The 13,185-nt window shown below is 63.6% G+C and carries 13 protein-coding genes and 1 pseudogene; 6 read left to right on the top strand and 8 right to left on the bottom strand.

Annotation, left to right across the window (positions count from 1 at the left end; genetic code table 11):
• The first annotated feature begins 111 nt into the window (after positions 1-111).
• Positions 112-1,152: a sulfate/molybdate ABC transporter ATP-binding protein gene (locus NKJ32_RS18705; RefSeq protein ID WP_023675837.1), complete on the top strand. Its 1,041-nt coding sequence runs from the start codon at positions 112-114 to the stop codon at positions 1,150-1,152.
• A 14-nt stretch (positions 1,153-1,166) separates the two neighbouring features.
• On the opposite strand, the pseudogene NKJ32_RS18700 reads toward NKJ32_RS18705, so the two are convergent.
• Positions 1,167-1,436, bottom strand: a pseudogene (locus tag NKJ32_RS18700) (PIN domain-containing protein); the annotation flags it as partial.
• A gap of 180 nt (positions 1,437-1,616) precedes the next feature.
• On the opposite strand from NKJ32_RS18700, the gene NKJ32_RS18695 reads away from it, so the two are divergent.
• Both NKJ32_RS18695 and NKJ32_RS18690 read left to right on the top strand, forming a co-directional pair.
• Entirely contained in the window at positions 1,617-2,603 is a 987-nt protein-coding gene (locus NKJ32_RS18695; protein ID WP_352623372.1) for a sulfate ABC transporter substrate-binding protein, read from the top strand.
• 247 nt (positions 2,604-2,850) lie between these two features.
• Positions 2,851-3,300 (top strand): RrF2 family transcriptional regulator, encoded by a 450-nt coding sequence (locus NKJ32_RS18690; RefSeq protein WP_023675833.1) that lies wholly within the window; start codon positions 2,851-2,853, stop codon positions 3,298-3,300.
• Here the strand turns inward: NKJ32_RS18690 and NKJ32_RS18685 are convergent.
• The 7 genes from NKJ32_RS18685 to NKJ32_RS18655 form a co-directional block, all read right to left on the bottom strand.
• A complete protein-coding gene (locus NKJ32_RS18685; protein WP_031211547.1) occupies positions 3,297-3,776 on the bottom strand; it encodes a gluconokinase in 480 nt (159 codons plus the stop codon). The two genes, NKJ32_RS18690 and NKJ32_RS18685, sit on opposite strands and share 4 nt — an antisense overlap.
• A gap of 71 nt (positions 3,777-3,847) precedes the next feature.
• A complete protein-coding gene (locus tag NKJ32_RS18680) occupies positions 3,848-4,834 on the bottom strand; it encodes an ABC transporter permease (protein ID WP_023675831.1) in 987 nt (328 codons plus the stop codon).
• Positions 4,831-5,811, bottom strand: a complete 981-nt coding sequence (locus NKJ32_RS18675) for an ABC transporter permease (protein ID WP_023675830.1) — start codon at positions 5,809-5,811, stop codon at positions 4,831-4,833. Before NKJ32_RS18675 ends, NKJ32_RS18680 begins: the two co-directional genes overlap by 4 nt.
• Positions 5,808-7,349 (bottom strand): sugar ABC transporter ATP-binding protein, encoded by a 1,542-nt coding sequence (locus NKJ32_RS18670; RefSeq protein WP_352705128.1) that lies wholly within the window; start codon positions 7,347-7,349, stop codon positions 5,808-5,810. The genes NKJ32_RS18675 and NKJ32_RS18670 overlap by 4 nt, the downstream gene beginning before the upstream one ends.
• A 79-nt stretch (positions 7,350-7,428) precedes the next feature.
• The gene (locus NKJ32_RS18665) at positions 7,429-8,553 is read right to left on the bottom strand and encodes a sugar ABC transporter substrate-binding protein (RefSeq protein ID WP_352571765.1); all 1,125 of its coding nucleotides are present in this window, start codon (positions 8,551-8,553) and stop codon (positions 7,429-7,431) included.
• Between the two features lie 296 nt (positions 8,554-8,849).
• Positions 8,850-9,878, bottom strand: a complete 1,029-nt coding sequence (gntR, locus tag NKJ32_RS18660; protein ID WP_352828420.1) for an HTH-type transcriptional regulator GntR — start codon at positions 9,876-9,878, stop codon at positions 8,850-8,852.
• A gap of 173 nt (positions 9,879-10,051) precedes the next feature.
• A complete protein-coding gene (locus NKJ32_RS18655) occupies positions 10,052-11,284 on the bottom strand; it encodes an MFS transporter (RefSeq protein ID WP_352757250.1) in 1,233 nt (410 codons plus the stop codon).
• A 173-nt stretch (positions 11,285-11,457) separates the two neighbouring features.
• Between NKJ32_RS18655 and NKJ32_RS18650 the strand changes: the two genes are divergently transcribed.
• The 3 genes from NKJ32_RS18650 (at position 11,458) to NKJ32_RS18640 (ending at position 13,183) form a co-directional block, all read left to right on the top strand.
• A complete protein-coding gene (locus tag NKJ32_RS18650) occupies positions 11,458-11,745 on the top strand; it encodes a DUF3175 domain-containing protein (RefSeq protein ID WP_352453278.1) in 288 nt (95 codons plus the stop codon).
• Between the two features lie 119 nt (positions 11,746-11,864).
• Positions 11,865-12,776, top strand: a complete 912-nt coding sequence (iolE, locus tag NKJ32_RS18645) for a myo-inosose-2 dehydratase (RefSeq protein WP_352757252.1) — start codon at positions 11,865-11,867, stop codon at positions 12,774-12,776.
• 200 nt (positions 12,777-12,976) lie between these two features.
• A complete protein-coding gene (locus NKJ32_RS18640) occupies positions 12,977-13,183 on the top strand; it encodes a LacI family DNA-binding transcriptional regulator (RefSeq protein WP_352757253.1) in 207 nt (68 codons plus the stop codon).
• The last annotated feature ends 2 nt before the right edge of the window (positions 13,184-13,185 follow it).

The raw sequence follows: 13,185 nt of genomic DNA, 5'->3' as shown, positions 1-13,185 counted from the left end.
GTGTGTAGCGTTTTTTGGACAACGACATGCATAAAATAAAGATTTGATGTCGCCCAAAAGTGGGAACCGGTTTTGGGATAACGGCATGCATCAACTACAAAAGGGATTTGCATGGAAGTTCGCGTTGCCAACGTGCGCAAGGAGTTTGAGCGGTTTCCGGCCCTCCGCGACGTTTCGCTCGACATCAAGTCGGGAGAACTGATCGCCCTGCTGGGACCTTCCGGTTCCGGCAAGACGACGCTGCTCAGGCTGATTGCCGGCTTGGAGCGACCGACCCGCGGAAAGATCTTCTTCGGCGAAGAGGATGCCTCCCAAAAGTCGATTCAGGAGCGCAATGTCGGCTTCGTCTTCCAGCACTACGCGCTGTTTCGCCATATGACGGTCGCCGACAATATCGGCTTCGGACTCAAGGTCCGGCACGGGCCGTCACGCCCGTCGGCGAAGGAAATCCGCCGCCGCGCCTCGGAACTCCTCAACCTCGTTCAGCTTTCCGGTCTGGAAAAACGCTATCCGGCACAGCTTTCGGGCGGCCAGCGCCAGCGCGTGGCGCTGGCCCGCGCCATGGCGATCGAACCGGCCGTGCTTTTGCTCGACGAGCCGTTCGGCGCGCTCGATGCGCAGGTGCGCCGCGAACTGCGCCGCTGGCTGCGCGACATCCACGACGCCACCGGCCACACCACGGTCTTCGTCACCCATGATCAGGAAGAGGCGCTGGAGCTTGCCGACCGCGTCGTGGTGATGAGCCAGGGCCGCATCGAGCAGGTCGGCACCGCCGACGAAATCTACGACACTCCGAACTCGCCCTTCGTCTACGGCTTCATCGGCGAATCGAGTTCGCTTCCGGTCAAGGTCGAGGACGGCCAGGTCTGGATCGCGGACCGGCCGATCGGGCTTTCCGCGCCGCACGCACCGCAAGGCGAAGCGACGCTGTTCTTTCGCCCGCACGACGTCGATCTGGTGGAAGAATGCAACGGCTGCATCGCCGGCACGGTCGCCGCCAGCCGCCGCGTCGCCGGCACCAGGCGGGTCGAGCTCGAAATCGGCGGCGAACGTCAGCGGGTCGAGATCGAATTGCCGGTCGACCATCCGGCGGCGCAGAAAACTCGAGTGGCTTTTCGGCCGCGGCGCTGGAAGCTTTTTCCGGCTGCTTGATCCTCTATCAGGCGCTACACCAGCCAGTTCTCGACCTTCAGGCCTTTGATCCGGTTGAAATCCCCGGTGTCGGCGGTCACCAGGGTAGTTCCAAGCGCACGGGCGTGGGCAGCAATAAAAAGGTCATTTTGGCCGATGGTCTGGCCCCTGCCTTCCAGTTCTGCGCGAATCGCGCCGTACTCGGCATCCACCGGCACATCGAGCGGCAAGACGGGAATCTCAGCCAGCAATTCCTCGACCTTCTTGTGCAACTTGGCTGATCTTTTCTTGACGCAACGCCGACGGCATCGGCGCCGCTGCCAAGCTGTCCTGAGACTCTGCTTGAAAGAAAAAACTAGAAATCGACCACAGCGGGAATATTTCTTCTATCGACAACGTGGAGCGGCCGCTCTGCGTGCCTCGTCGCGCACGATGCCTTGCCGCTATGGTCCGGCATTAAGCTCATGGCATTGGAGCCTGTTTTCATGAAGCGATTTTTGCTTGGCGTCGCCACATTGGCCGGCCTGGTCCTCGCATCCTCCCAAGCCTGGTCGGCCGACAGATTGCTCAATGCTTCCTATGATGTCGGCCGCGAACTGTTTGCGCAGGTCAACAAAGCGTTCGTCGCCGGGCACCCCGGTGTGACCATCGATCAGTCGCATGCCGGAACGTCGGCGCAGGCGCGTGCCATCGCCGAAGGCCTCGGCGCCGACGTCGTCACCTTCAACCAGGTCATCGACATCGACTTCCTGGTCAAGAAGGGCCTCATCTCCGCCGACTGGCAGAAGGACTTTCCCGACAACGCCTCGCCGTTCTATTCGCTGCCGTCCTTCCTGGTGCGCGCCGGCAATCCGAAGCACATCAAGGATTGGAACGATCTCGTGCGCGACGACGTCCAGGTGATCTTCCCCAATCCGAAAACCTCGGGCAATGCGCGCTACACCTATCTTGCGGCCACCGCCTACGCCAAGGAAGCCTTCAAGGGCGATGATGCCAAGGTGAAGGAGTTTGTGACAAAGCTGTTCAACAACGTGCCGGTGTTCGACAGCGGCGGGCGCGCCGCGACCACCACGTTCGTGCAGCGCGAAATCGGCGACGTACTCATCACCTTCGAGTCGGAAACGCGCGGCGTCCGCAAGGAGTATGGCGAGGACAAGTTCGAGCAGGTAACGCCTTCGGTCAGCCTGTTGGCGGAATTTCCGGTGGCGATCGTCGACACCGTTGCAGACGAGCATGGCACGCGCGATCTCGCCAAGACCTATCTCGACTTCCTCTATACGCCGGAGGGCCAGGACATCGCCGCCCGCAACGGCCTGCGGGCCCGGGACGCGGCGGTCGCCGCCAAATACAAGGCTGAGTTTCCCGATGTCCGCCTGCTGACGGTGGAGGACGTCTTCGGCGGCTGGGCCAAGGTCCAGGCCGACCACTTTGCAGCGGGCGGCCTGCTCGACCAGACTTATGGCAGCCGCTGAGGCGATCTTCCAACTTTGACAGAGGCCGGCTTTGCCGGCTTCTTTGCTTTCGCGCCGCGAAAGGTGATTTCTGGCACTTTCCGGGCGCATTCCGTCCAAAACGTTACAAAGAATCAACGCGTTTGTGCCTACCGTGAGAACGGACGGCTTGTTTTCGCGAACGGCTTCGCGTGATCAAACCGTCATGATTTGCACACAAACAGCCGCCAGACGCGGGTGGTTGGGGCTTCATGGGTTGACTCGGGGCATGCTTACCAAAAAAGGCAAATACGGCCTCAAGGCCCTCGTGCATCTGTCGGGCCTGCCGGTCGGCCAGCTCGCATTCGTCAACGACATTGCGGTCGCCAATAACATCCCCAAGAAATTCCTGGATGCCATCCTGGGCGAGTTGCGTAACGCCGGCTTCGTCCAGAGCCGCAAGGGCAAGGAAGGCGGTTACCGCCTTGCCCGGCCGGCTTCCGACATCAAGATCGGCCATGTCGTGCGTGTCCTCGACGGGCCGCTGGCGCCGATCCCCTGCGCCAGCCGCACGCAATACCAGCGCTGCGAGGATTGCGACGAGGCGACCTGCCAGGTTCGGCACATGATGCTGGAGGTCCGGCAGGCGATCGCCGAGGTGCTGGACAACCGCAGCCTCGCGGCCATGCGCGACGCCGACAATGACGATTTCCCGGTCGAACTGACGTCGCAAATCTAGCGCGCGAGCAGGCTCAACGCAGTCGCGACGGTGTCGGCGGCCGGACGCGTGCCATCCAGGGTTATCGCCGCCTCGTCCGCCGCTGGCGCCTCGAGCGTGGCGAACTGGCTGTCGACCAGGCTTGCCGGCATGAAATGACCCTTGCGATTGCCGACGCGCTGTTTTGCTGTTGCCGGGTCGATCTCCAGGTAAACGAAAACGATATCCGGGCAAAAGCCGCGCAGGCGATCGCGGTAGCTGCGCTTCAGCGCCGAGCAGGCGGCGACCACACCTTGCCCGCTTGCGACCGACGCGGCCATCCGCTGGCCGATCGCGTCGAGCCAGCCCTCGCGCAGCGCGTCGGTAAGCGGCTGCCCGCTCGCCATGCGCGCGACGTTTTCGGGCGGATGCAGCCTGTCACCTTCGATAAAGACGGCGCCCAATGCCGCTGCAAGCGCTTCGCCGACGACCGACTTGCCGCAGCCGGCGACGCCCATCACCACGATGGCGGGTGTCGTTCGAACAGTGCTCGCCGGCTTATATGCCACGTCTTGACCGGTCATGCAGGTCAGCGGCTTGCCGGCGCGCGGCCATAGAGCAGCAGCATGGCTACGATGACGACGCCGTAGATGATCTGCCGTCCCGCCTCCGGCATCTGCATGACAGAGAGAATGGACTGCAAGAGGGTGATCAGGATTACCCCGGCGACGGTGCCGAGATAGGAGCCGCGCCCGCCGAGGATCGAGGTGCCGCCGAGCACCACCGCGGCGATCGACGGCAGCAGATAGGCATCGCCCATCGACTGTGCCGCCTTGGAGGCATAGCCGGCCAACAGCACGCCGCCGAAGGCGGAGAGCCCGCCCGAAACCGCAAAGGCGATCATCACCACGCGCCTTGTATCGATGCCGGAAAGATAGGCGGCACGCTCGCGATTGCCGATGCCGTAGACGGTGCGGCCGAAGCCGGTGCGGGTCAGCACGAACACCATTGCGGCGCCGATCAGCGCCCAGATGAGGACGGCGTTGGGCACGCCAGGAACGGCAAAGCCGGTCGCCAGATAGCGCATCGCACCGGTCGCCGAATCCTGCGGCGAGAAACCGCCCGTGTAGACCACCATCAGCCCCTGCGCGACGGCGTTGGTGGCAAGCGTGATGATCATCGAGGGAATGCGCAGATAGGCGACGCCGATGCCGTTGACGATGCCGATCAGAACACCGCAGAAGATGCCGAACGGAATGGCAAGCGCCACGCCGACGGTACCGTATGCGGCCGCGGCGCAGGCCATCATGGCGCCGGCCGCCACCGACCAGGGCACCGACAGGTCGATCTGGCCGAGCAGGATGACCAGCATCATGCCGGTCGCGATGACGCCGAGAAACGACGCCACCTTGAGCTGCTGCAAAAGGTATTCAGGCGACAGGAAGCTGCGCGAATAGAGGCTGCCGAGGAACAGCAGCAGCACGATACAGGCGAACGCCGTCAGCACCGCCGGGTCGGCGCGGCGGAGGAATTTCGGCATGCGGCCTGCGAGACCACTCACAGTCGTTTCGCTCACAGGAACCACTCCAGCCGGTTGCGGACCCGAAACAGAGCGAACGCGCCGAGGCTGACCGCGATCAGCAGAATGACGCCCTGGAACAGGGGCTGCCAGAGCGGATCGAAATCGAAGACGAACAGCAGGTCGCCGATGGTGCGGAAGGCAAGCGCGCCGAAGATCGCGCCGATGGCGCTGCCCTTGCCCCCGAACAGCGACACGCCGCCAAGCACGACCGCGGCAATCGAAAACAGCGTATAGGCGTTGCCGCTGGCATAGGCCGCATCACCGGTATAGGTGAAGAACGTCAGGAACAGCCCGCCGATCGCGGCAAGCAGACCGGCAAGCGCATAGGCGGCGAACTTTCCACGCCGGATCGGCACGCCGGACATGTAGGCCGCCATCTCCGAGGAGCCGGCTGCATAAGCGGCGCGGCCTAGCACCGAACGGCTGAACGGCACCCAGACCACGAGCACGACCGCCAGCAGCGTCACCAGACTCGCCGGCACAAAACCAAACAGGCGCCCGGTCAGCGCATCGGCGAGCCCTTCATTGACCGAGCCGCCGGGAAACGGCCGAAGCAGCAGCGCGATGCCGAAATAGACCGCGCCGGTGGCGATGGTGGCGACGATCGGCTGCAGGCGTCCATAGATGACGATCGCACCGTTGATTGCCCCGCACAGCAGCCCGGTGCCGAGCACGGCGAGGACGCCGAAGGCGGTCTCGATGCCGGTGCCGACGACCAGCCACGAGGCCAGGCAGTTGGTCAGCGTGAAGATCATACCGACCGAAAGGTCGATGCCGGCGGTGATCACCACCAGCGTTTGCGCCATGGCGACGAAGGCGAGCAGCACGCCCTTGTTCGAGGCCGTTTGTACGACGTTGGCGGTGAAGCCCGCCGGATGGTTCGAGGTGTAGATGACGAACATGACAACGAAGATGCCGAACGCCAGCAGCGTTCCGCGCTGTTCGGCAAGCCAGTAGCGCCAATCCTTCACGCGTCCGCTCCTTGCTTTGGCATCTCTTCGTGAATGTTGAGCGCGCTGGCGATCAGCGCCCGCTCGGTGATTTCGGCGCCGACCAGTTCGCGCTTGACCGCGCCGTCATAGAGCACCAGCACGCGGTCGCAGCAGCCGATCAGCTCGTCATAGTCGGTCGAATAAAACAGGATCGCCGCGCCCTGGTCGGCAAGCTTGCGCATCAACTGGTAAAGCTCCTGCTTGGTGCCGACATCGATGCCGCGCGTCGGATCGTTGAGCAGGATGATGCGCGGCTGCCGCATCAGCCATTTGGCGATGACGACCTTCTGCTGGTTGCCGCCGGACAGTGCGCCGACCGGAATGTCGAGCCCGGCCGTCTTGATCGCCAGGAGACCAACCATGTCGTCGATCAGCCGCTGCTCGGCGGCGCGATCGATGATGCCGGCCCTGGACAGCCGGTCGAGGGCGGCAAAGGAGAGGTTTTCGCGCACCGTCATCGGCAGCATCAACCCTTCCGTCTTGCGGTCCTCCGGGATCAACGCCATGCCGATCCGGTCATCGCGCGCGGCGGCCGGGCTGGCGATCGCCACCGGCCTGCCGTCGATCAGGATCTGGCCTGACAGGCCGCGCAGCACACCGAAGAAGGCGAGCAGCAATTCGCGCTGACCCTGGCCGTCGAGGCCGCCAAGGCCGACCACCTCGCCCGCCCCGACCGACAGCGAGACATCGTGCAGCCGATCCGTCCAGGACAGGCTGCGCGCCTCGAGAACCGGCGCGGCTGCGGCAGCCGCCCGTGCGGGCTTGGGCGGAAAGATGTGGCTGTATTCGCGCCCGATCATCAGTTCGACGACTTCATTGTCGCTCTTGGTGCCGGCCGCGTAGCTGGCGACATTGCGGCCATTGCGGAACACCGTGCACTGATCGGCCAGCTCGGCGATCTCGTTCATGCGGTGCGATATATAGAGCAGCGCCAGCCCTTCCGAACGCAGCCGCTTCAACACGGCGAAAACTCTGGCGACGTCAGCCGCAGTCAGCGCCGAGGTCGCCTCGTCGAGGATCAGGATGCGTGGCTTGCGCGCCAGTGCCTTGGCGATCTCGACCATCTGCCTTCTTGAAAGGGGAAGATCCTTGACCAGCGCCAGCGGATGGATATCGGAAGCGCCGGCGCGAGCAAGGGCTTCTTCGGCGATGCGGCGCTGCGCCTTGCGGTCGATCATGCCGAAACGCTTCGGCGGATCGGAAATGACGATGTTGTCGGCAACGCTGAGTTCGGGGACGAGCGACAGTTCCTGGAAGATGCAGACGATGCCGGCCTGATTGGCAGCGGCCGGCGAAGCGAAGGTAACTTCGCTTCCGTCCAGCATCATGCGGCCCTCGTCGGGCGCAACGACCCCCGCCATAACCTTGATCAGCGTCGATTTGCCGGCGCCGTTCTCGCCGAGAATGGCGTGGATGCTGCCTGGAGTGACCGACAGTTCGGCCTTCTCCAGCGCCCGCACGCCGCCATAGCGCTTGGATATGCCTTCCATGCGGAAGAGCGGAACCGCACCGTCCATCGGCCCTCCCCAGGCGCTTGGCAATCAGGATGTCGAGCGCCGACGCCGCGGGATTCCCGCGGCGTCGGGCTGTCGGAGTTTACTGGTTTTCCTTGCTCTGGCCCATGATTTCCTGCGCCGTGAAATTGATGCCGCAGGTCGGGAAGGAATTGCCGACGAAGAAATTGTCGGACTGATCGGGGAAGAAATCCTGGCCTGCCTTGAAGTTCGGATCCTCGACGATCGCCAGCGGCAGCTTGACCGCTTGCGGCACGACCTGGCCTTCAAGTGCTGCAATCGCCGTCTTGATGGCAACCGCGACCTGAGCCGGGCCGGTGCCGGCCGACGAGCATTTCAGGCCGTCAGCGGCGAACTTGGCGCAGAATTTGCGGAAGCCGTTCTCCGTCTCGCCGCCGAACGGCACGAACGGATGCTTGGCATCGATCATCGCCTGCACGATGCCGGTATCGCCGCCCTGTCCGGTAATGCCGTCGAAGGGGCCGTTGGTGGCAATGGCATCGGCCGTAGCCTTTTGCGCAACGCCGTCATCCCACTTGCCGACGACCTCGGTGACATCCCATTTCTTGCCGGAAGCGTCGAGAACCTCGTGGATGCCGTTATGGCGATCGGTGTCGACGGACGTGCCGGCGACGCCGCGCACTTCCAGCACCTTGCCGCCGTTCGGCACGTGCTTGACCAGCCAGTTGGCCCACAATTCGCCAAGGCCTTTCTGGTCGACATTGACGTTGATGGCATCCTTGGTGTCGAGGATGTTGTCGAAGGCGACCAGCACCACGCCGGCTTCCTTGGCCCGCTTGATGACAGGACCGAATGCGGTCGGGTTCTGGGCGTTGACGACAATCGCGTCATAGCCGGAATCGATGAAATTGTTGATCGCCGAAATCTGGGCCGGCACGTCTTCGCCGGTCGAGACCACCTTGAATTCCTTGAGCTTGGCCGCGACGTCCGGCTGCGCTGCATAGGCCTTTGCCGTCTGCACCATCTGGATGCGCCAAGTGTTGGCGATATAGCCGTTGGCCAGAGCGATGCGGTACGGGCCGTCTTTCTTGGGGAACTTGAAGAACTGCGTATCGGCCGACCAGGGCGCGAAGCAGTCAGGCTCGGCCGATGGCCCCTTGACGATTTCAGGATCGGCGATCGCCGACGAGCTCAGCATGACGAAAGCAGTGGCGGCAACGATACCGCCAACGAGTGACTTGATCATCGATATTCCTCCCAGTTGCAGTTTTGTTTGTTGTTACGCCGATGAATTTGCGCGTTTCCGGCCCGGCACCTCCCGCCGTACCCGTCGCGCGTTCAGGTGGCCGAATGCCGACCCGATCCCCTCCTTTGCTGCCCGGCTAGTCCCACAAAAACTATCATATTATACATAATAAACAAGCATGAGCTGTCGCTTATGTATAATAAACAGCCTCCCATCGTCGGGGCGAAGTATCGCCCGGCGATAACTGGTAGCGCTACCATGACGTAGTGTAAAGCGCCATTGCGTCGAAGCTCGCTTCAGCGCGCCGTGCTCTCACGTCGCTTGAGTTCGAAGCCAAGGTCGACGACCCGCTGCTCTGGCCTGTTGCCTTCGATCGCCGCAAGCGCCATGGCGACCGCCCGCCGGCCGATCTCGTAGCGGTAGGTCCGAACGCTGGTGACCGACGGAAAGGCCACCTCCATCATGTCGAGATCGTTGAAGCCAACGATGCCGATCGTCTTCGGCACGGCGATCGAAGCGCGATGGCATTCGAACAGCACCCCGAGGGCGATATCGTCATTGTTGCAGAACACCCCATCGAGGCTCGGCACCTTGGCCAGCGCGTCGCGGAACAATTCGCGGCCGAGGGTGACGCTGGAGGGCACCGGCGTCGTGGTGGTGAGCCTCGGATCGAACAGGCCGGCCGCCTCCGTCGCCGCGCGATAGCCGGCAAGCCGCCGCTGAGAACGCGGATCCATGCGCGCACCGATGAAGCCGATCCGGCGATAGCCTGCCTCGATCAGATGTTCGGCTGCCGCCTTGCCGCCTTCGAAATGCGAGAAGCCGACCATCATGTCGACCGGATCGGGCCCGGTCTCCATCACCTGCACCACCGGACAGCCTGCCGTTTCCAGCAGTTTTCGCGACGCCGGCGTCTGGTCGATGCCGGCCACGATCAGCGCCGCCGGGCGTTGCGGGCCAAACACCTGCAGCAGCCGCTCTTCCTCAAGGCCGGAATAGTGGGTGTTGCCGAGCTGAATCCGGAAAGGGCCGTCCGACAGGCTGTCGTAGATGCCGCGCACCACTTCGGCAAAGACGTTGTTGGTAAGCGACGGCACCAGAACGCCAAAGACCTCGGCGCGCGCCGAAGCCAGCGCCCGCGCATTCGGGTCGGGCACATAGCCGAGCTCGTTCACGGCGGACTCGATCTGGCGGCGCAGATCTTCCGAGACACGCCCCGGCTCACGCAAGGCGCGCGATACGGTAATGGCGCCGACGCCGGCCTTGCGGGCGACGTCGGCGATGGTCGGGCGGCCGCCGCCGCGGCGTGAGCGCGGCTTGATCACCGTACTCGTCCGGACGCCGGGCAACCGCCCACACGCGACCGTGAAACGATGTTCAGCGTTTTTGAAACTGCTGCCATGCCAAACTGGCCCGTTGCCACACCTTGTCTGGCGTCGCGCAGCCTTCGGCTGTTGTCAAGCGACGGCCGGAGAGACTGTATCCGTACCGCTGTGCTTCAGGCGATCACAGCAGCGCTGCGCCGCGCCTTCCACAGCAGCAGCACCATGGCCAAAATGTTCAGCAGGTTCCAGGCAATGCCGTTGAGGAACGCGGCGGCATAGGAGCCGGTCAGATCGTAGATCCAGCCCGACATCCAGCCGCCGATCGCCATGCCGAAGATGGTCGCCATCATGACGATGCCGACGCGCTGGCCAGCCTCCTTGGCTGGCATATATTCGCGCACGATGATCGCATAACAGGGCACGATGCCGCCTTGCGACAGGCCGAAGACCAGCGAGACGACATAAAGCGAGGCAAGCCCGTCGAACGGGATATAGAACAACAGCGACAGGCATTGCAGCACCGAGCCGATCAGCAGGGTTTTCACGCCGCCGATGCGATCGGCAAGGAAACCCGAGCCAAGCCGGCTGACGACGCCCGCCGCCAGCATGATCGACAGCATATCAGCGCCATGCGCCACGCCGTAGCCGAGATCCATGCAATAGGCGACGATATGGACTTGCGGCATCGACATCGCCACGCAGCAGCCGAGCCCGGCCACGATGAGCAGCGCCTGCAAGGCCGCCGGCGACAGGGAGATCGGCTGGACCACGCGGCTGCCCGGCGATCCCGGAGCCGCCTGGGGCGGTGCGCCGCGCCGGAGCAGCAGGATCAAGGGCACCATGGTGACCAGGCAGACGACGCCGATCGCGGCATAGGTGAAGCGCCAGCCCTCGGTCTGCATGACATAGGGCATCGCCGTCGGCCAGATCGCTCCGGCGAGATAGTTGCCGGATGCGGCAGCCGTCACCGCGACGCCGCGGCGCCGGTTGAACCAGTGCGAGATGTCGGCGATCAGCGGCCCGAAGATCGCCGACGAGCCAACGCCGATCAACAGGCCCTGGATGAGGGTGAACTGCAGGATCGAACTGGTCAACGACGCCAGCAGGAAGCCGGCGCCAAGTGTAATCGCGGCAATCAGCGCCGGAATCCAATACCCCATGCGGTCGATGGCGCGGCCGAACAGCACATTGCCGGCGGCAAAGCCGACCATGGTCGCAGTATAGGGCATAGAGGCAGCGGCGCGATCGACGCCGAATTCTGCCTGCACGGCAGGCAGCACCACGACCACCGCCCACATGCCGACCCCGCCGATCGTTGCCAGCAGCATCGAGATGCCGAGCCGTATCCAGGCATAGGCACTGTCGATGCCGGAACTTGCTGCCTGGTTTGAGGCGATTGGGGTCAAGAGCGTTTCCTGTCCGCGGTTCTTAATCGGCGGTTCTGCCAGTATCGGCGCATTCGCATCGCCGAGCAGCGCCACGACAGGCAAATCCGTGGCTCCAGGGATTCGGGCCGAAGTGGAACAGGGGTGCGCCATAAGGCGTTTTCCCGGCAACGACCTAGTGGAAGGAGTTTGCCATGACCGCGCAACGGAAATGGTCCGCCGACGTCACCGAGCACAGCGACGCGCTGGACCTCGAGGAACACATCTTCGAATCCCACGATCCCAAGAAGATCGCCGCCTCGTTGAAGCGATCGGCCGAGCACAGCGACCGACGCAAGGCAGGGCCGTTTCAATCCGCCATGTCGATGCTGAATTTCTACATCAACCGCGCCGGCAAGAACCTGCCGGCGGCGCAGAAGAAAGTGCTGGAGGACGCCAAAGATGAACTGCGCGTCCTTTTTGGCCGCCCAAAGGAAGACTAGAATCGGTCACCATTAATTGGTTCTGCCAAATTCGGCTGAACTGGACCTAGTGACAGGGCCTCTTTGTCGCCAGTCTGCAGGCTCGGCTTGTATTCCCAAGCCCGCAAAAGCCTGGCGTCATGACGGTGAAGATCGGCATCAATCCCATCACCTGGAGCAATGACGACGTTCCGGCGCTTGGCGGGGATACGTCCTTGGAGACCTGCCTGTCGGAAACGGCGCTGGCCGGCTATCGCGGCACCGAACTCGGCGGCAAATTTCCGCGCCAGGCTGAAGTGCTTGGGCCGCTCCTGTCCTCCTACGGCCTGGAACTCGTCTCCGGCTGGTATGATGGCCGCATTCTCGACCGTACGGTCGACGAGGAATTCGCGGCGATCACCCCGCATCTTCAGCTGTTGCGCGACCTTGGCGCCAGGATCGTCGTCTACGCCGACACCTCGCGCGGTCGCCATGACGGCATTTTCGCACCGATCTCCGAGCGTCCGCGCCTCGCCGACAGGGACTGGCCGTCCTATGGCGAGAAACTGACCGCCCTCGCCGACCGCATGGCCGCATTCGGGGCCGGCATGGCCTTCCACCACCACATGGGCACCATCGTCGAGACGGACGATGAAGTCGACAGGCTGATGGCGGCGACGGGCCGAAGCGTCGGCCTTTTGTTCGATAGCGGCCACTGCCTGTTTTCGGGCGGCGACCCGCAATCGCTGCTGCAACGGCATCTCGACCGTATCGTGCATTTCCATTGCAAGGACGTTCGCAGGGCGGTGCTGGAACGGGCACGCCGCGAGGACATGAGCTTCATGGCGGCGGTAATGGACGGCATTTTTACCGTGCCCGGCGACGGCTCGGTCGATTTCCTGTCATTGCTGAAACTCCTCGCCGCGCGCGGCTATGAAGGCTGGCTCGTTGTCGAAGCCGAGCAGGATCCGGCCAAGGCGCATCCGCTGACCTATGCCAGCAAAGGCTATTTCTCGCTGCTCGCCACCACCCGCGAGGCCGGCTTCGAAGTGGCGACTCGGCAGGCAGAATGACCGGCCCGCATTGCGAGCCGGAGGAACATAATGGGCGCGCGCCTCGATGGGGTTAGCGACGCGAAGGCGCCCGGCGATCCGCGCCGCCTTGCTCCCTGCGCGGCGCGGATCGCAGAATCCCGGCTCTGGATTTCAAACCCCGACTTTCAAGCTTGAGGCCGGCCGGAAGCCGTGCCTTGATGCAACCGAGGAGGAGCGACATGGCTTTCGAAGCTGCGCTTGGCATGGAACGGCTTTGCACCATCCGGGAGATTGCCGAGAAGGCGGAACTTGGCGCCGCCACCGTGCATCGCGCGCTGAAGAACAGCCGCGAGATCAGCCCCGAAACCAGGCGACTGGTGCTCGACACCGTCTGCCGGCTCAACGAGGAAAAGATCGCCCGCGCCGCCCGGTCCGTCGGGGGATAGTG

Origin of the sequence: Mesorhizobium sp. M0159 (assembly GCF_040322295.1) — a bacterium.
Classification (GTDB): domain Bacteria; phylum Pseudomonadota; class Alphaproteobacteria; order Rhizobiales; family Rhizobiaceae; genus Mesorhizobium.
This window is presented reverse-complemented; position numbering and strand designations above follow the sequence as displayed.

Coding starts and splice junctions, on each gene's coding strand:
- NKJ32_RS18650 (WP_352453278.1), top strand. CDS start 11,458: ATGACCGCGCAACGGAAATGGTCCGCCGACGTCACCGAGCACAGCGAC.
- NKJ32_RS18665 (WP_352571765.1), bottom strand. CDS start 8,553: ATGATCAAGTCACTCGTTGGCGGTATCGTTGCCGCCACTGCTTTCGTC.
- NKJ32_RS18670 (WP_352705128.1), bottom strand. CDS start 7,349: ATGGACGGTGCGGTTCCGCTCTTCCGCATGGAAGGCATATCCAAGCGC.
- NKJ32_RS18685 (WP_031211547.1), bottom strand. CDS start 3,776: ATGGGCGTCGCCGGCTGCGGCAAGTCGGTCGTCGGCGAAGCGCTTGCA.
- NKJ32_RS18705 (WP_023675837.1), top strand. CDS start 112: ATGGAAGTTCGCGTTGCCAACGTGCGCAAGGAGTTTGAGCGGTTTCCG.
- iolE (WP_352757252.1), top strand. CDS start 11,865: ATGACGGTGAAGATCGGCATCAATCCCATCACCTGGAGCAATGACGAC.
- NKJ32_RS18695 (WP_352623372.1), top strand. CDS start 1,617: ATGAAGCGATTTTTGCTTGGCGTCGCCACATTGGCCGGCCTGGTCCTC.
- NKJ32_RS18690 (WP_023675833.1), top strand. CDS start 2,851: ATGCTTACCAAAAAAGGCAAATACGGCCTCAAGGCCCTCGTGCATCTG.
- NKJ32_RS18640 (WP_352757253.1), top strand. CDS start 12,977: ATGGCTTTCGAAGCTGCGCTTGGCATGGAACGGCTTTGCACCATCCGG.